The sequence below is a fragment of the Paracoccus sp. DMF-8 genome, assembly GCF_029309835.1.
Taxonomy (GTDB): Bacteria; Pseudomonadota; Alphaproteobacteria; order Rhodobacterales; family Rhodobacteraceae; genus Paracoccus.
Window position 1 is genome coordinate 328,098 of record NZ_JARJHL010000003.1, and the last position, 16,903, is coordinate 345,000.

General features: G+C 61.5%; 12 protein-coding genes, 2 tRNA genes and 2 rRNA genes (1 of these 16 running past the window's edge). 6 read left to right on the top strand and 10 right to left on the bottom strand.

What is annotated here, in order from left to right:
- Position 1 precedes the first annotated feature (1 nt).
- Both PE067_RS02200 and PE067_RS02205 read left to right on the top strand, forming a co-directional pair.
- A complete protein-coding gene (locus PE067_RS02200; RefSeq protein WP_276187635.1) occupies positions 2 to 1,009 on the top strand; it encodes a 4-hydroxyproline epimerase in 1,008 nt (335 codons plus the stop codon).
- Entirely contained in the window at positions 1,010 to 2,680 is a 1,671-nt protein-coding gene (locus PE067_RS02205; protein WP_276187636.1) for an aconitase family protein, read from the top strand.
- A gap of 287 nt (positions 2,681 to 2,967) precedes the next feature.
- Here PE067_RS02205 and PE067_RS02210 read toward each other — a convergent pair whose 3' ends face one another.
- Both PE067_RS02210 and PE067_RS02215 read right to left on the bottom strand, forming a co-directional pair.
- Positions 2,968 to 3,201: a hypothetical protein gene (locus tag PE067_RS02210; RefSeq protein ID WP_276187637.1), complete on the bottom strand. Its 234-nt coding sequence runs from the start codon at positions 3,199 to 3,201 to the stop codon at positions 2,968 to 2,970.
- The gene (locus tag PE067_RS02215) at positions 3,173 to 3,760 is read right to left on the bottom strand and encodes a calcium-binding protein (protein WP_276187638.1); all 588 of its coding nucleotides are present in this window, start codon (positions 3,758 to 3,760) and stop codon (positions 3,173 to 3,175) included. Before PE067_RS02215 ends, PE067_RS02210 begins: the two co-directional genes overlap by 29 nt.
- A 460-nt stretch (positions 3,761 to 4,220) precedes the next feature.
- On the opposite strand from PE067_RS02215, the gene PE067_RS02220 reads away from it, so the two are divergent.
- The 3 genes from PE067_RS02220 to PE067_RS02230 all read left to right on the top strand — a co-directional run bounded on the left by PE067_RS02220 (position 4,221) and on the right by PE067_RS02230 (position 5,713).
- Entirely contained in the window at positions 4,221 to 4,745 is a 525-nt protein-coding gene (locus tag PE067_RS02220; protein WP_276187639.1) for a TIGR00645 family protein, read from the top strand.
- Positions 4,746 to 4,865: 120 nt separating this feature from the next.
- Positions 4,866 to 5,570 carry a GntR family transcriptional regulator gene (locus PE067_RS02225; protein ID WP_276187640.1) on the top strand — a complete coding sequence of 235 codons (705 nt, stop codon included), beginning with the start codon at positions 4,866 to 4,868 and terminating at the stop codon, positions 5,568 to 5,570.
- Positions 5,571 to 5,636: 66 nt separating this feature from the next.
- Positions 5,637 to 5,713 (top strand) — tRNA-Pro (locus PE067_RS02230).
- Between the two features lie 112 nt (positions 5,714 to 5,825).
- Here PE067_RS02230 and PE067_RS02235 read toward each other — a convergent pair.
- From PE067_RS02235 to PE067_RS02250, 4 genes are all read right to left on the bottom strand, one after another.
- Positions 5,826 to 7,691, bottom strand: a complete 1,866-nt coding sequence (locus PE067_RS02235; protein ID WP_276187641.1) for a TniQ family protein — start codon at positions 7,689 to 7,691, stop codon at positions 5,826 to 5,828.
- 248 nt (positions 7,692 to 7,939) lie between these two features.
- Complete coding sequence (locus PE067_RS02240) at positions 7,940 to 11,737, bottom strand: SIR2 family protein (RefSeq protein ID WP_276187642.1); 3,798 nt, start codon at positions 11,735 to 11,737, stop codon at positions 7,940 to 7,942.
- A 133-nt stretch (positions 11,738 to 11,870) separates the two neighbouring features.
- Positions 11,871 to 12,503, bottom strand: a complete 633-nt coding sequence (locus PE067_RS02245) for a tyrosine-type recombinase/integrase (protein WP_058099359.1) — start codon at positions 12,501 to 12,503, stop codon at positions 11,871 to 11,873.
- Positions 12,504 to 12,676: 173 nt separating this feature from the next.
- Positions 12,677 to 13,291: a TetR/AcrR family transcriptional regulator gene (locus PE067_RS02250; RefSeq protein WP_276187643.1), complete on the bottom strand. Its 615-nt coding sequence runs from the start codon at positions 13,289 to 13,291 to the stop codon at positions 12,677 to 12,679.
- Positions 13,292 to 13,419: 128 nt separating this feature from the next.
- On the opposite strand from PE067_RS02250, the gene PE067_RS02255 reads away from it, so the two are divergent.
- Positions 13,420 to 14,139: an SDR family oxidoreductase gene (locus tag PE067_RS02255; protein WP_058099361.1), complete on the top strand. Its 720-nt coding sequence runs from the start codon at positions 13,420 to 13,422 to the stop codon at positions 14,137 to 14,139.
- A 177-nt stretch (positions 14,140 to 14,316) separates the two neighbouring features.
- Here the strand turns inward: PE067_RS02255 and PE067_RS02260 are convergent, their stop codons facing one another.
- The 4 genes from PE067_RS02260 to PE067_RS02275 form a co-directional block, all read right to left on the bottom strand.
- Positions 14,317 to 14,586: a hypothetical protein gene (locus PE067_RS02260; RefSeq protein ID WP_074971067.1), complete on the bottom strand. Its 270-nt coding sequence runs from the start codon at positions 14,584 to 14,586 to the stop codon at positions 14,317 to 14,319.
- Between the two features lie 194 nt (positions 14,587 to 14,780).
- A tRNA-Met gene (locus PE067_RS02265) sits at positions 14,781 to 14,857 on the bottom strand.
- Between the two features lie 71 nt (positions 14,858 to 14,928).
- Positions 14,929 to 15,043: ribosomal RNA gene (gene rrf, locus PE067_RS02270) — 5S ribosomal RNA — on the bottom strand.
- Positions 15,044 to 15,120: 77 nt separating this feature from the next.
- Positions 15,121 to 16,903: ribosomal RNA gene (locus PE067_RS02275) — 23S ribosomal RNA — on the bottom strand (it continues 1,047 nt past the right edge of the window).

A 16,903-nucleotide genomic window follows, 5' to 3' on the forward strand; every position in this document is an offset into this window, starting at 1 on the left:
CATGACCCAATATATTTTCCCCTGCATCGACGGCCACACCTGCGGCAACCCGGTCCGCCTTGTCGCGGGCGGCGCACCCCGGCTGGAAGGCGCCAACATGCTGGAAAAGTCGCGGCCCATTTCCTTGCGCGAATTCGACTGGATCCGCACCGGCCTGATGTTCGAGCCGCGCGGCCATGACATGATGTCCGGCTCGATCCTCTATCCGCCGACGCGGGCCGATTGCGATGTGGCGGTGCTGTATATCGAAACCTCGGGCTGTTTGCCGATGTGCGGCCACGGCACCATCGGCACCATCACCATGGGTATCGAAAACGGGCTGATCCTGCCCCGCGAACCGGGCCGCCTGTCCATCGAAACCCCGGCGGGCAAGGTCGATATCGAATACCGTCAGGAAGGCCGCTACGTCGAGGAAGTCCGCCTGACCAATGTCCCCGGTTTCCTGTATGCCGAGGGGCTGACGGCCGAGGTCGAAGGCCTGGGCGAAATCGCCGTGGACGTGGCCTATGGCGGTAATTTCTACGCTATCGTCGAACCGCAGCGGAATTTCCGCGACATGGCCGACCACAGCGCGGGCGAACTGATCGGCTGGTCACAGACGCTGCGCGCGGCGCTGAATGCGAAATATGAATTCATCCATCCCGAACATCCCGAAATCAACGGGCTGAGCCACATCCAATGGACCGGCGCGCCGACCGTGCCGAGGGCGCATGCCCGCAACGCGGTATTCTACGGCGACAAGGCGATCGACCGCAGCCCCTGCGGCACCGGCACCTCGGCCCGGATGGCGCAGCTTGCGGCCAGGGGCAAGCTGGCGGTGGGCGATGAATTCCACCATGAATCGATCATCGGGTCCATCTTCAAGGGCCGGGTCGAGGCGGCGGCGACCGTGGCGGGCAAGCCCGCGATCATCCCGTCCATCGCCGGTTGGGCGCGTCAGACCGGGCTGAACACGATCTATATCGACACCGAACGCGACCCCTTTGCCCATGGTTTCGTGGTGAAATAAATGGCGACCAGCGTGCTACAGGGCTGCGCCAGCGGCGCGGTCCTTGCCAGCAAGGAAGGCTTGAGCTTCTGGAGCGGGGTCGATCCCACCTCGGGGCGTGTGATCGACGCGCATCACCCCTGGCACGGGCAAAGCCTTCAGGGACGGGTGGTGATGATGCCGACCTCGCGCGGGTCCTGCACGGGGTCGGGGGTGCTGCTGGACATGGCGCTGAACGGCACCGCCCCGGCGGCGCTGATCTTTTCCGGGGCCGAGGATATCCTGACCCTTGGCGCGCTGATCGCGGACCGGCTGTTCGGCCATGCCATCCCGGTCTTGCGCCTGCCCACGCAGGATTGGGCGGCGCTGGCCGCGCAACCCGATGCGCGGGTGACGCCGGATGCGGTGACATCCGGCGCGCTGACGATCCCGCTGAGGCCCCTGCCCGTCGCCGATCTGGCGCTGACCGACGCCGACCGCGCCATGCGGGACGATCCCGGCCCGGTGGGTCTGGCCATGCAGGTCATTCTGGCAATGGCGGCGATTCAGGGGGCGCGGGATCTGGTCGATGTCACGCAGGTCCATATCGACGGCTGCATCTATGCCAGCGACGCCAACCGCATCTTTGCCGAGAAAATGGCCGATATGGGCGCGCGGGTGCGGGTGCCGACGACCATGAACGCGATATCCGTCGACCGCCGGAACTGGCAGGCCCATGGCGTGCCGCCGGTCTTTGGCGACCCGGCCAGCCGTCTGGCCGACGCCTATACCCGCATGGGCGCGCGCCCGACCTTCACTTGCGCGCCCTATCTGCTGGACACCGCGCCCGCGCGGGATGAAAACATCGCATGGGCCGAATCCAACGCGGTGATCTTTGCCAATTCGGTGATCGGCGCGCGCACGGTCAAGCATCCCGATTTTCTGGACCTGCTGATCGCCATGACCGGCCGGGCGCCGCGTTCGGGCGTCTATCTGGACGACAACCGCCGCCCCGCCCGCATCATCCGCATCACCCCGCCGGCGGGGGTGGATGATGCCTTCTGGCCGATGCTGGGCTATCTGGCCGGGCAGTTGTCGCCCGACCGCATCCCGCTGATCCGGGGGGTTCAGGCGCTGCCCGCCAGCCGCGACGACCTCAAGGCGCTGTGCGGGGCCTTCGGCACCACCTCGGCCGCGCCGATGCTGCATGTCGCGGGCCACACCCCCGAGGCGGAACTGCCGCCCCTGCCGGGCGCCGATACGCTGCAAGCAGGCCCCGACGACCTGCACCGGATCTGGCAGGAACTGAACCAGGGTCCTGAACATATCCAGCTTGTGGCCTTTGGCAGCCCGCATTTTTCCGCCAGCGAAAGCCGCGCGCTGCTGGCCGGGCTGGCGGGGCGACAACCCGCGCCGGACGTCCATGTCATCGTGACGGTCGGCCCCGATGTGCTGGGCGAATTGCGGCGGGACGGCACCATCGCGGGGCTGGAGGCGCTTGGCGTGCGGGTCGTGTCCGACATCTGCTGGTGTTCGATTTCCGAGCCGGTCTTTCCCCCCGAAACCCGCACCCTGATCACCAATTCCGGCAAATATGCCCATTACGGACCGGGCCTGTCGGGGCGTCAGGTGCGTTTCGGCAGCCTGTCCGATTGCATTAACGCCGTGCATAGCGGCCACGCGCCCAAAGCCCTGCCGCGCTGGCTGGCCTGACGCAGCACCGCGACAGGTCGGGCAACCCGCCCCCGGACCCGCAAGGTCGGGATACAGACCCGCAAGACGGGTTCCCCATATACCCGGGCACATACCGCGATTGGCGAGATGACGCAAAGAACAGAAGCCACATGGTCCGCGCGGCAACCGCACGAGTCCCGGCCCATCGGGACCTGCCGAACGCCCCGACCAGACAGGGCCGGGAATGAAAAACGGCCCGCGGGTCTTGCCGCGGGCCGGATGGGCTGGATGGGCCGGGCGTCAGGCGCCCGCTTCACCCGTCATCCTCACCAGATGAAATCGTCGCGATCCAGTTGGTTCAGGCGGGTATCCTCGATCACCAGCTGGTTGTTGCCGACGGTCAGGACAACATCCGTGCCGACCTGACGCGCGGCCCCGCGCACATCGGCCCAGCTGTCCAACTGGTTGAAAAAGCGCACGTCGATCACATCGTCATCCAGTTCGAAATCGGTGATCCGGTCGCGACCGCCGTTAAAGACGAAGCGGTCCGGAACCCTCACCCCCGGTCATGATGTCATTGCCCAGACCACCGTTGAGGATATCGTCGCCCTCGCCGGCGATGATGGTGTCACTGCCCATACCGCCGTTCAGCGTGTCATTGCCCTCGCCGCCCGTCAGGCGGTCATTGCCCGCACCGGCATTGATGATGTCGTCGCCTTCGCCGCCGATGATCGTGTCATGACCGGCACCCGAATTGATGGTGTCATTGCCTTCGCCCGCGTTGATGTAATCGCGGCCCATGCCGGTGGTGACGCGGTCGTTGCCTTCGCCTGCGGTGACGCGGTTGTTGCCATTCCCGGCGTTGATGACGTCATTGCCTTCGCCGCCGTCGATGGTGTCATTGCCCGCACCGGCGGTCACGACATCATTGCCCGACCCCGCCAGAACGCGGTTGTGGCCTGCGCCAGCGTCGATGCGGTCATTGCCCTCGCCGCCGTGGACGGTGTCATTGCCGCCACCGGCCAGGATCGTGTCATCACCCGACATCCCGTAAATCAGGTCCGGAGAACCCGTGCCGACCAGGCGATTGTCACCGTCATTTCCGCGAATTACTGCCATCTGATTTCTCCTTCGAATGGCTCATGTCCAGCCGTTGCGCCCCAGAGCGGTGCCAGCGGCGTTCACCTGCCAGACCCAGGGCTGACAGGGCGTGATATGGTTGCGACCGGCTTTTCTTCAACCCCGGGATCGGGGCCAGCAGGCGCGGCGAATGGAAGCAGGCGACAGGGCGCTTTGCCGTGCTGAAATCTCTTGCTGCCTGAGCATCCCTTTCCTCTGCTTCTGCGGTGATTACGGCGGGAAAGACGGTTTATTCCCACATCAAGGTGAAAGTTTTGTGAAATTATTCATCGTATTGAAAGCAGTAGATAATTCGAAACAAGCTCCTCATCCGCACCGGAACCTGCCCCATATCGCCCACCGGCACGGCAGGGTAATCCGCACCAATCCTGCCATGGTGCAACTGGCGCAACGCCCCGGCTTGTGCTTATGCAGGCGCAGCATTGCCAATGGGGACATGATGGAACGCCTGATCGAACGCAGCCTTTTCGCCAGCCGCTGGCTGATGGCACCGATGTATCTGGGGCTGGTCGGCGCGCTGGCCATTCTGGTCTGGATCTTCGTAATCGAGATATGGACATTCGCCCTGACCATCCCGACGATGACCGTCAATGACGCCATTCTGGGTGTTCTGGCGCTGATCGACCTCAGCCTTGCCGCCAACCTGCTGATGATCGTCATCTTTTCCGGCTATGAAAACTTTGTCAGCCGGTTGGAGATCGCGGATCACAAGGACCGCCCCGAATGGCAGGGCGAAGTCGATTTCGCCGGGCTGAAGCTGAAACTGGTCGCCTCGATCGTGGCGATTTCGGGGATCCACCTGCTGAAGGTCTTTATGGATGTCGGCAAATACACCCCGGATCACATCCGCTGGATGATTACGATCCATCTGGTCTTTGTCGCATCCGGCGTCCTGCTGGCCGCGATGGACTGGATCGCCAATCACGGCAAGACGCTGAAAAAGCCGCGATACGCCAAGGAATAGGGGCCGGGCCCGCCGTCGCGCGGCAGGCCGCCGCACATGCCCGCAGGGCCCCACCGCCACAACAGGCTTGATCCGCGGCCAGCGCCCGCCTATCCAATGTGTCGACAAAAAGGATGCGTGATGAGCCAGAACGCCCAGCAACATTCGCAAGACCGCAAGCGCGGGTCGGGCGTCCGGCTGGTCTATGACGTGCTGCGCGACGAAATCATCAGCCTGTCGCTGCCGCCGGGCAGCCCGGTCGACGAAAACCAGTTGGCCGAACGCTTCCAGATGTCGCGCACCCCCATCCGCGAGGCGTTGGTGCGGCTGGCGGGCGACGGTCTGGTCACGACCCTGCCCAACCGCTCGACCGTGGTGTCGAATATCGACTTTCTCAGCCTGCCCGCCTTTTTCGACGCGATCACGCTGATGTATCGCGTAACGACGCGGGGTGCGGCGCGCCACCGTTCGGATCAGGACCTGGAACGGATCCGCGAACATCAGGCAGCTTTCGCCGAAGCCGTGAAGTCGCAGGACGCCATGGCGATGATCGCCACCAACCGCGACTTCCACGCCGCCATCGCCGAGGCGGGCCGCAACCCCTATTACGCAACCCTGTTCAGCCGCCTGCTGGACGAGGGGCGGCGGCTCCTGCGGCTGTATTACTCATCCTACGCCGACCAGTTGCCCCAGGAATTCGTGACCGAACACGAACAGATGATCGACGCCATCGCCCGCCGCGACCTGGACGCCGCCGACCGCATCGCCGCAATCCACGCCGACCAGATCGTCCGCCAGATCCAGACCCTGATCTCCGAAGACCGCCGCGACCAGATTGGCCTGTAGCCAGGGCCGGGCCCATTTTTCCACTTGCAATCACGCGGCCCACAAGCTACCTGCCAGCCCAATGGTCGGAGCGTAGCGCAGCCTGGTAGCGCACCTGCTTCGGGAGCAGGGGGTCGGAGGTTCGAATCCTCTCGCTCCGACCAATTTCCCGATGTTGTCGTTCGACATCGAAACACCGACTTTTCGACAAAAGTTGGTTTTTTGATTTACGAACCAAATAGCTTATAGCTCTGCGCAGACTGGCATGAGGGCAGCTCAGGCGTCGTTTGGCCGAAGAATCGGCTCGACGTGCCGGCGTTCATAGAGCGGACCAAATTCCTGGCCATCTGCCGTAAACGGCGTTACACCCGCTTTGCGCAACTGCGCCATACACTTCTGCCAGCTCACTCCGAACTCGGCCTGCATCGTCATGGGCGTCATGAAGCGCGCGTGAAACGCTGCGATATCTGCGTCGGTCAGGTAGAGAACCTCTGTGCCATTGGTCGGATGAGGGACCCACCGGGCCGAGACATGTCCGGCGGTGAAGAGTTTTTGAAACCACGCCTTTACCGAGATGCCCAGCTTCACGGCATAGCTCGAAGCAAGCTCTCCGGCAGGTAGCGTCTCATCGCGCCGACGACGACGGGGCTGCTGGCCTGTGAGCCGGTCGATTTCGTCTTTCAGGACCATGTAGCTTCGATAGCCCTCAAGGCCGGTGTCGCGGCCAAGCTGCAATTGCTCGCTGCGGATGGCTGCGACCAGGTCTCCAACGCTCAGGCCCGAGCGCCGGCTTGCCAGCTGGAGTTGCTCCCAACTCTTCGTGGGTGGGCTCAAGGGAATTGCCAAAGCATCAAGCTCGGCCAGCAGCGCCAAGCCATCGGAAAGCCGCCAAGGCGATCTCACCTTCGGGTGGCGGATGAAGGGGCGAAGTATTCCGGCGTCGGATAAGGCCTGGAGCTGGATAGCTGTTGCGCCAATGGCGTCTCTCATCTCGGGCGCGCCAACCAGAGACGGAATCTCCTTCAGGAAGCTGTCATATTCCGGCGCGCTGAAGGTTTGCAACGCAGGTGGCCTTGGATCATTTTCCGGGACGGCGCCCACGTCAATCAGGCACATCTCCACCAGCTTCTTGTCTGTCCCGATTTCGATGGCAGCAGAGGCAGGGGTGTGAAGGAGCCGCGTCGACAGGGTTTGGCCCAACACCGCATCCCCAGCTGCGAACGGCCAGGTCTCCAGAATGCAGTCGCGCAGGATGCTCCGGAATGGCTCGAAGCCATCGTCTTTGAGGTAATCGACGAGCCCGTCGTAAAGCCTGCCATAGGTCCCACGGAGCGAGACCCACTTTGACGTGGCCGAGGCAGCCAAAGCCTTGAATGCCGCCCGAAGCGCGGACTCTCCTTTGGATAGCACCTCGAATCCGGCCGCCTGAGCGCGTGCCTGAAGATCGGTCGGGCTTTCTGTTTGCGCCACATCGTCGCGGACCAGCAGCTCCCCAAGTAGGTTGCACATCGTCGTAGCGACAAAGAGGCCATGATTAGCAAGCCATGTGGGGTCTTTTCCCGTCGCCAAACGCGCATCGAGCCAGAGATCATATGGTGAGGGCGCCCTTCGAGGCTGGTCCAACTCCCCGGCAATGATCCTGGACGCGAGATCGTGGAGATGGGCCGCGCTGTCGAAACGCTTCTCCGGCTTTCCTGCCTGCCAAAGCGGCACCAGCTCGTGCTCGTGATGGCAACAGACGGCAACATCGCGCAATAACCAGTCGCCGCGCATCACCATTGCTGAGACTGGGTCGTTCGGATTGGCTTCTGCATCCTCGCGAAGGCAAATCGGGCAGCCGCGCATGACGGGGCTGCGCACCGCCTTCGAGGGGAAGCTCTCTTGCCGGAACTCCATCCAGGCATCGCCCACGGGCGTCCCTGTCCAGGACTTCAGATTATGTAGAGCGTGACGGTCCAGCGCGGCCGTTTCACACAGCCGGACGAGCGCAGCTTGCTCGAACTGAACGAACCGCTTCATCCCGAAGCTGAGATCGACAGAGAAATCTGTCGCCGTCGCCGCGTTCACTGCGGCGAACCGAGACAAGAATGAGAAAATTGTCTCCCGCGGAACTGGAACCGGGCGAAGGGGAAGTGCGGGCATCACGGTGAATCTCGGTCAATCAGAAAGACGACCATGCCCATCGCCTCAGCGACTGTCCATCTGGATATGCGTTCCTGGGCAACGGACTCGTGTCAGCCGCGACCTCGCTGGCGCCGGGTGAATGGCGCTATCGGGCGGAAAGCCGTCATTCAGGAAGTGGGTCCACCCGGGTGGTCAGCGAACAAAGCTGCCACTCGGTTTCAATGTCGACCACCTTAAAGCATTGAGACTGCATTTCCGCCATTCACTCAGCCCGCACGCCGGCGCCGCAGTTCTGACAGGCGGGGATCGGCCCGGGTTTCGCGCGCCTCGGCGAGGGCTTCAAGAACCTCCTCGATGTTGTAAGGCCAGAGCATCGCATCCTCGGCGAGGATCGCCCAGAGAAGGTTGAGCATGACGGCAGGATAGATCGTCACCAGATTGTTTTCGGCCCCTGAGTGGACTTGCAGTCCACGCAGCACTCCCCCCCGCACAGGCACCAATCGCGGCAGGATCACTTCCACAATCTGCGGAAACAAGTCGCCGCTCGCCAAAGCAAGATGTACGAGGCGGGCGGACATTTCCGGCGTCCGCATCGCCCGGTGCCTCGGCCAGACATCCGTGAGGAATGGCACCAGGCGTGCGCGCCACTTGGCTTCCGGCTCCGTCGACCAACGCTCCAGATGCCACAGAATCTGCCCGCGCAGGTCATCATCACTCTCGACGAGAATCTCGCGAAACTCGGCACTTGTAACGAGTTGCTCGGGCGGATCGGCGTCGAGACTCCCGCCCCAGCCGCTCAGCAGGAAGCCACTGATGACATTGGCTTCGGCGCGACGCCGCTTGGGCGACATCGCACGCGAAAGAAGCCCCGGCTTCAGGCGCTCGTATAGCGTCCGGCTCGGCACTCGCGCCGCCCAAAGGATGCCATCCCATAGGGCGTCGCCGTCGTCGCCCTCGTCATTCACCACGGTCAGCAGGTTTGCCGTGGTCCAATCGGGCGCGATGGCGAACAGCCAGTTGATTTGAAACCCCAGCATCACGAGCGAGTGGCGGCGCATGTCGCCTGGCAGCGCAAGCAGTTGCTCCTGACGACGCGTCCAATCTTCGGGGAAACCCTGGCCAAGTTCGCGACCCTTGGTCGACGGATCCTGCATGAGCAGGCTGGAGAGCTTGCCGGCCGGCGCGTTCAACGCGTCGTTCGCCCAACTACTGTCGACGCGGTGCTTGCGGTCGTCATTGCGCAAAGGAAGTGCGGCCATCAAGGGGTCCCACAAGCGCTCCAGCACAGTTGCGAGTTCGACGAAAAGGCGCTCGCCTAGGCCATGCAGCCATTCGGTCACCGGATAGGCGACGGTGCTGAGTTCGGCCGGTTGTAAGGACGCGAGGCGACCGCCGATTGTCCGTGCGAGCCGCGCGGGATCGGACTTGCGCTTCTCGGCATGGAGGAAGGCAGACCAGAAGGAGAGCGGGACGTCGCCCTTGCGCGCGGCATCGGTGAGGGCTGCGAGCGCGCGGGCGGGTTTCTCCTCTGCGAGGCCAATGAATGGACGGCGCCCGACATTGTCGAAGAAGTCAGATTCGCCTGCTTGCCGGGCACGGTCTAGGATCTCACCAATCGGCACATGGTCAAGCACGCGCGGGTTGGCATCAGTGTCGATGCTGCGGACGACCGGCGCATTCGAGTTCGCCGCCTCCTCGCCAGAGCGCTCGGACCACGTTTCCGCTATCGGACGAAGCGCTGCCATTTCTGCCTCGACGTCGAACGAGAAGACCAGTCCTTGGCGGGACAGCCAATGCAGGCGATCGAGCCGACGATAGGCTTCTGCGCGTGCCTTGCCTCCGGGTATGCTGTCTGGCCAAGGGAAGGTTGTGGTGAGGATGCGCTGTTCGAGGCGAGCTCGATCCTCGGCCGAGAAGTTGCGCCAGCGGTCGCGAATCGCATAGAGAAGGTCGCGCTGATGCTCCGAGCCCCAGAATAAATTGTCGGGGAAGCCGAGCAGGATGTTCGCCGCTTCCGCTGCCGGGACGATCCTATTGCTCGCAGCCCAAATGCGCAGGCGGCCAAAAATATAGTGGTCGTCTCCGGGCCATTGGGCAATCTCGCTAAGCGCACGCTCGGGCGCAAAGTCAACCAACCGTTCCATCAGTTGGAGGAACAGCGCGATCGGGCCTGTGATGCCATAGCTATCATGGGCGATCGGAGGTCCGCCGTCGTCTGGCCGTGTCGTCTGCATATAGACATAGTCGTGGCCAGATATTTCGGCCTCAAGGGAACGTGCCAGGTCGAGGTTCTCGCGAAAGCGCGTGACCGCATAAGCGAGCCGTTCGTCGGGGATCGGCAACAGCTCGTAGGGATGCGGATAGTCGACATCATATGAGACCAACGGACTCGGTCGGCTACTGTCGGTCCAGGAAAGCGGATGCGGCACGTCGAACTTGCGGTCGACCCGCAGCCGGGGCCGGAACAGCGCCGCATAGTCGCGCACGCGCGCTTCCGACCAGCCTTCGCGTGCGACCCGCGAGACAAGCTCGAAATAGCCCTGATTGGGTTCCACCCGGCTATCGGACCAACTTTCGAACAGGAAGCGCCAGCCGCGCCGAATGTCATCCGGCCAGCGGCTCGGGTCCTGACGGAGCCAGGCTTCGATCATCGCGACGATGCGCGGATGGAGGGGGCCACGTGCCGCCGCCCACCACAGGGCAACAGGCTGATGAGCGACGCGGTGGAACCAGATGCCGAGGTGGTCGAGGCGCGTGTTGAGCGGACCGGTTAGGTTGGCTTGGTCGCCGCAGAAGGCGCCGAAGCCGGCTTCCTGCCCATCCTCCTGATCGAAGCGGGTCGGCACGAACGCACTCCACGAGCCTTCGGGCACATGGCGCTTTTGAAGGGCATTGTCCTCGTCGATCGGCTGCGGCGGTGTGTCAAAGTCGAGCGACAGACTCTCATAGGGATCGATCCGCTCGCTGGATTCGCCATAGGGATCGATGGGAGCCGGCTTATCGAAGCGCTGGCGCGGATCGAGCGCCAGCAACCATGATGCCGGAAGTGGCGTGTCGGCGGTGCTGATGCGCCGGGCGCCCTCTCGGGTCGAAAGCACATGGGCGATTTGGCCGCGCACATGCGGATCGAGTGCGGCGGGTCCCGTAGACGCGGATTCGAGTAGACTGGCGTACCAACCATCGACGTCGCGCGCACGCTCGGCCCAAGCCGCAAGACTATCCCATAGCGGATCATAGCCCTGACTATTGTCGAACGGGATCGCTCGCACGCCGCGATGCTCCCAAAGCGCGGCATCGTCGGTATTGCTTCCTGGCTGGAATGCGAACAGCCGGCTGCGATTGCCGGCGTGGAGATTGAGCGCTTCCAGCAAATACTGGATAGGCGGATCGTCGGCACCGTAGCCGACGAAGACAATCTGAAAGCGCGTAAGCAGCGACTGCATAAAATGAGTCGCCCAGCCGTCGGACAGATAGGCACGACCGAAGTCGGCGCTGGAGACAATGAACTCTTCATCGCCCGGACCTGAATATTCGACATTCACGCGTCCGTGGAGATGCACAATGCCGCCAAAGCCAGCACCGCGAGGATTGGGCAGGTCCGGTGGCCCGGAGCAGTGTATGGTGGGGGCTGCCGCCTCGAACAGCAGGTCAAAATTGGTGGTGACCAAGCGGACCGTGCCGTCGCGGCCCCGGGACAGGTCAATCAGGGTCCGGTGCGCGCTGAGGTCTGGATTGCCCGGGGGCCTGATGGCGCACGCGACGGCATTCCGGACATCTCGCTGCTCGAACTCGCGTTCGAGCAGGCTGAAGATGCGATCAGTGGCAATGAGTCCGCCCACGCCGTCGATCGGATCGAGCTCCTTGATCCGGCGGAATAGCTTACGGGCGAGGCTTTCCTCGCCGGCTCCGAGGAGATCGATGACATCGCCGCCCAGCTTGAGAAAGTCGGGTAGACCAGCGCGGTGGCGGGACACGCCTGCGCCGCAGAAGAAGATGACATCGCCCGCGTCGCGCGCGATCAGAAGATCATCTGGGATAGAGGGACCGTTGGCGAAGAAGCGCATAGAGCAATGTCTAACCCGGATCGGTCAGTGTTGTCGAATGACTGCTACGGGGAACCCTACCATGTGGTATCCAGTAGGCGCGAGCGTCAGCTTTGGGCCGACCAGCGCGGAATGCGCCGGTCGGATTAGTTTTCTAAAGGTCGATCCCCTCAGAGAGCGTCAAAGCATCCTCGATGTCGACACCGAGATAGCGCACCGTGCTGTCCATCTTCGTATGGCCAAGCAGCAACTGGACCGCCCGTAGGTTTCCGGTCTTCTTGTAGATCTGCGCCACCTTGGTTCGCCGCATCGAATGTGTACCGTAGGCGCTAGGCTCCAGTCCGACCGATACAACCCATCCCCGGACGATCCGGGCATACTGTCGCGTCGACAGATGCGGACTGCCATGGATTCGGCTGGGCCAAAGGAACTCCAGGCCGATCATTTCGGGGTCGTGGATCCAGCGCTCGAGAGACAGCCGCGTCGTCTCGGTGATTTCGAACCGGACCGGCTTCGCGGTCTTGCTCTGGATCATCGACGCTCGTTCCTTGACACGCCCAGCAGCGAATACATCCCGGACCCTGAGACTGACGAGATCGCAACCACGCAACTTGCTGTCCACGGCCATGTTGAACAGCGCTAGGTCACGTAAATTGCCTGCCATCTCGAGGCGAACGCGTATGGACCAGACATGCCGGGGTAGAAGCGGGCGTTTCTGGCCAACAATACGTCCCTTGTTCCAAGGCGCACGGACGGGACGAAGGATAGGAAGAAAATCAACGGGCATGGGACTACCTCCAGTCCACCGGCCCCACCCTTCTTCGGTCATGCCGACCACGAGACTGTATCACGTTTCGGGCCAAGACGGGCATCGTCGGCCTGAGTGCGCATGGATGCAGGTGCGAACGCCTGCTCGCGACAAATGGCCGACGAGGTCCGTCATGCCAATGCGGATCGCACCTACTGTAGCGTGCGTTGGCGCAAAGAGTCCTTTGCGGTCATTTGTATCCGATGCTGGAAGCTGATCAGCCAAGCACAACACATATCGGTCAGGCTGGCCTTCAGCGCCGTAATTTGTTCCATGCCCAGCTGGCGCTCAAAGGCGTTGCGCACGGCTCCGTAGACCACGGTGGTCAGGGTCAGGTTGATCTCTGCGGCATGCTCCGGCGGCAGATCCGAAGCCTGACGAAACATCTTCGTCGTTGCCCCATCGACCCGCGTTGCGAAAGCCTGCATCAACTCACTGTTGTCGAGCGCCGCAACTGAACGATAAAGGGCTTGCGTCAGATCGGCCCGCTCGGTCTTGGTGGTCCAATAGGTCTCAATCAGCGCAGAGACCATTTTTGATGCGGGTTGGCCCGCCATGAGGGAGCAGGTTCCTTCAACACGTTCTGCCAAGGTGTTGAGGTAACGCCTGTTCAACGCGATGATCAGCGCCTGCTTGTTCGGGAAATACTGATACATCGTCCCGACCGATACGCCCGCGCGCTCGGACACGCGCGTTGTCGTGAGGCGCGCCAGACCCTCGGCCAGCAAAACCTGAATGGTCGCCTCGAAAATCGCGTCCACGGTCACGCGCGAGCGGCGTTGCACGGGTGTTTTACGGGGCTTGGACCATTGCGATACTTGGGGTGGCATATGCGAATCCAAAACCTGAAAACTCCTTCATATATTGTTCGCAGAGCTATGAAGGGAACACAAAAATGGCAGAGAACCGCATTGCGCTCGTGACCGGCGCCAACAAGGGCATCGGGTTGGAGATATCCCGCAAGCTGGCGCAAGCCGGTGTTCATGTGCTGATTGGCAGCCGTGACAAAGCACGTGGAGACGAGGCCGCCGCCGTTCTGGCGCGGGATGGGCTGACCGCAAAGGCGGTTTTGCTGGACCTCGACAGGCCAGAGACCATTGCCGACACGGCCGAAGCCATCGCTGCCGATTACGGCCGTCTGGATATTCTGGTCAACAACGCGGGCATCTTCGATTTTGCTGACGCGACACCCAGCAAAGCCTCAATAGACGCCGTGCGGCGCGTGATGGAGGTCAACTTCATCGGCGCACTGGCTGTCACGCAAGCGATGCTCCCGTTGCTGCGCGCCGCGCCTGAAGCGCGGATCGTGAACCTATCGAGCGCTCTTGGGTCGCTGACGATGAACGCCGATCCCACCTCGCCCTACTATTCACAGCAGTTCATCGGTTACAACGCCTCGAAGGCGGCACTGAACATGTTGACGATCCAGCTGCATGAAGAGTTGCGGGGCACGAAGATCAAAGTGAACTCGATCAGCCCCGGTTTCGTGAAAACCGACCTGACCGGCTATGGCACGATGACCCCCGAAGAAGGCGCGAGGCTTCCGGCGGAATATGCGCTGAACGCTAAAAGCAGCGGTGGCTTTGTAGAGCCGGACGGAAGATCGCCGTGGTAATGGGAGTGGGACGGGGCGGAGTGACTGCTTCGTCCCGTATAGCCGACGGTGGCGGCGTGCTCAGGCCGCATCAAGCCTAAGCGTCAGCTTTCGGGAATGCTGCATTGCAGTAGCCGCAGGCGCCGACTGGCAGGTAAGGGCCGTTCGTACGTCGACAGGCGCTGTCAGCGCCGCTCGTCATCGTCCCCGAAACCGGATGACATTATCACCGCGCATGAAGGCGACGGCGCCTTCTTCCTCGATTGCCTGGATAGCGGCGTTTCTTGCCTCCTTGTCGGAGGCGAACTGATCGTCCCAAACGTGGCTGGTGCCATCCTGGTCGACGACCTCAAGCATCCAGTTCTGATCCGTTTCAGCACGGTAGATTTCGATGGAGAAAGGATGGCCGTCGATGATGACACGCTGGCTTTTGCCCGACGTGACTATGTTCGGTTCTTCTTCGATCATCTGGTGGATCCCGGCTTGTCGGTATCTGTCCAGTATGCGCCTACCGTCAGCCGGGTCAATCGCCTGCAGCGACGCGGTCTCGCCGCCGTTTCCCCATGCAGCCCGTTTTTGTTGAGTTGGTGTTGAGTCGTCGGGGAACGGCAAAAAGCCCCGCGATTGTGCGAGGCTTAACGTGCTGATTTTATTGAGGATTTTGGTTGCGGGGGCAGGATTTGAACCTGCGGCCTTCAGGTTATGAGCCTGACGAGCTACCGGGCTGCTCTACCCCGCGCCATTTGCGCTGATCGGTTTTGATGAGCGCGGTGTTTTGATCGTATCAGAGAGGTTTTCGCTTCTTTTCAGGTCTGGCGGTGACCTACTCTCCCACGTCTTGGGACGCAGTACCATTGGCGCGACGGCGCTTAACGGCCGAGTTCGGGATGGGATCGGGTGTTTCGCTCGTGCTGTAGCCACCAGACCGGAAAAGAAGCGAATTATCGGCGTTTCATGCTGTCCAAGGATGCTTTTCGAAAGAAGGTCTGCCTTCTTCCGGATCAAATCAAGCCTATCGAGCCATTAGTACCAGTCAGCTGAACGCATTGCTGCGCTTACACCTCTGGCCTATCGACGTGGTGGTCTTCCACGGCTCTCAAGGGATACCTTGTTTTGAGGGGGGCTTCACGCTTAGATGCCTTCAGCGTTTATCCTGTCCGTTCATAGCTACCCAGCACTGCCGTTGGCACGACAACTGGTCCACCAGTGGAACGTTCACCCCGGTCCTCTCGTACTAGGGGCAACTCCTCTCAAGTATCCTACACCCACGGCAGATAGGGACCGAACTGTCTCACGACGTTCTAAACCCAGCTCACGTACCTCTTTAAACGGCGAACAGCCGTACCCTTGGGACCTGCTCCAGCCCCAGGATGAGATGAGCCGACATCGAGGTGCCAAACGATGCCGTCGATATGGACTCTTGGGCATCATCAGCCTGTTATCCCCAGCGTACCTTTTATCCGTTGAGCGATGGCCCTTCCACTCGGGACCACCGGATCACTATGGCCGACTTTCGTCTCTGCTCGACTTGTCAGTCTTGCAGTCAGGCTGGCTTCTGCCATTGCACTCAACGAGCGATTTCCGACCGCTCTGAGCCAACCTTCGCGCGCCTCCGTTACTCTTTAGGAGGCGACCGCCCCAGTCAAACTACCCACCACGCAGGGTCCCGGACCCGGATAACGGGCCGCGGTTAGACATCAAGAGTGCGAAGGGTGGTATCTCAAGGATGGCTCCACAGGAACTGGCGTTCCGGCTTCAATGCCTACCACCTATCCTGCACATCACAATCCTGATGCCAGTGCGAAGCTATAGTAAAGGTGCATGGGGTCTTTCCGTCTAACCGCGGGAAGTCTGCATCTTCACAGACAATTCAATTTCGCTGAGTCCACATTTGAGACAGCGGGGAAGTCGTTACGCCATTCGTGCAGGTCGGAACTTACCCGACAAGGAATTTCGCTACCTTAGGACCGTTATAGTTACGGCCGCCGTTTACCGGGGCTTCAATTCAGAGCTTGCACTCCTCCTTTTAACCTTCCGGCACCGGGCAGGCGTCAGACCCTATACGTCGCCTTACGGCTTCGCAGAGCCCTGTGTTTTTAGTAAACAGTCGCCACCCCCTGGTTTGTGCCCCCCGCCAACACTTGCGTGCCAACGGGGCCTCCTTCTCGCGAACTTACGGAGGTATTTTGCCGAGTTCCTTAAATGTGGTTCTCTCAAGCGCCTTGGTATTCTCTACCAGTCCACCTGTGTCGGTTTAGGGTACGGTCTCATGGAGGGCTATTTCCAGGAACCCCTCAGCAGCCCATTCAATCCGATAAGGATGAACTACCTCTGGGATCCGTCACCATCTCCTGGCCCAGGAATATTAACCTGGTTCCCATCGACTACGCCTTTCGGCCTCGCCTTAGGGGCCGGCTTACCCTGCTCAGATTAGCTTTAAGCAGGAACCCTTGGACTTTCGGCGACAGGGTCTCTCACCCTGTTTGTCGCTACTCATGTCAACATTCTCACTTCTGATCACTCCACCGGATGCCTCACGGCCCGGCTTCACAGTCAGAACAATGCCTCCGTTACATCTGACGATGCAAAAGAGGCAGCGTTCTATATCACAGAACGCTCCGCTACCACGCACTTACGTGCATCCAAAGCTTCGGCTCGTGGCTTGAGCCCCGTTACATCTTCGCCGCAAGACCTCTTGATTAGACCAGTGAGCTGTTACGCTATCTTTAAAGGATGGCTGCTTCTAAGCCAACCTCCTGGTTGTTTTGGAAGTCTCACATGCTTT

What these genes read in the sequence shown, in the direction of transcription:
- PE067_RS02255 (WP_058099361.1), top strand. Translation starts at nt 13,420, where the DNA reads ATGGCAGAGAACCGCATTGCGCTCGTGACCGGCGCCAACAAGGGCATC.
- PE067_RS02240 (WP_276187642.1), bottom strand. Translation starts at nt 11,737, where the DNA reads ATGCGCTTCTTCGCCAACGGTCCCTCTATCCCAGATGATCTTCTGATC.
- PE067_RS02235 (WP_276187641.1), bottom strand. Translation starts at nt 7,691, where the DNA reads ATGCCCGCACTTCCCCTTCGCCCGGTTCCAGTTCCGCGGGAGACAATT.
- PE067_RS02225 (WP_276187640.1), top strand. Translation starts at nt 4,866, where the DNA reads ATGAGCCAGAACGCCCAGCAACATTCGCAAGACCGCAAGCGCGGGTCG.
- PE067_RS02200 (WP_276187635.1), top strand. Translation starts at nt 2, where the DNA reads ATGACCCAATATATTTTCCCCTGCATCGACGGCCACACCTGCGGCAAC.
- PE067_RS02260 (WP_074971067.1), bottom strand. Translation starts at nt 14,586, where the DNA reads ATGATCGAAGAAGAACCGAACATAGTCACGTCGGGCAAAAGCCAGCGT.
- PE067_RS02205 (WP_276187636.1), top strand. Translation starts at nt 1,010, where the DNA reads ATGGCGACCAGCGTGCTACAGGGCTGCGCCAGCGGCGCGGTCCTTGCC.
- PE067_RS02220 (WP_276187639.1), top strand. Translation starts at nt 4,221, where the DNA reads ATGGAACGCCTGATCGAACGCAGCCTTTTCGCCAGCCGCTGGCTGATG.
- PE067_RS02245 (WP_058099359.1), bottom strand. Translation starts at nt 12,503, where the DNA reads ATGCCCGTTGATTTTCTTCCTATCCTTCGTCCCGTCCGTGCGCCTTGG.
- PE067_RS02215 (WP_276187638.1), bottom strand. Translation starts at nt 3,760, where the DNA reads ATGGCAGTAATTCGCGGAAATGACGGTGACAATCGCCTGGTCGGCACG.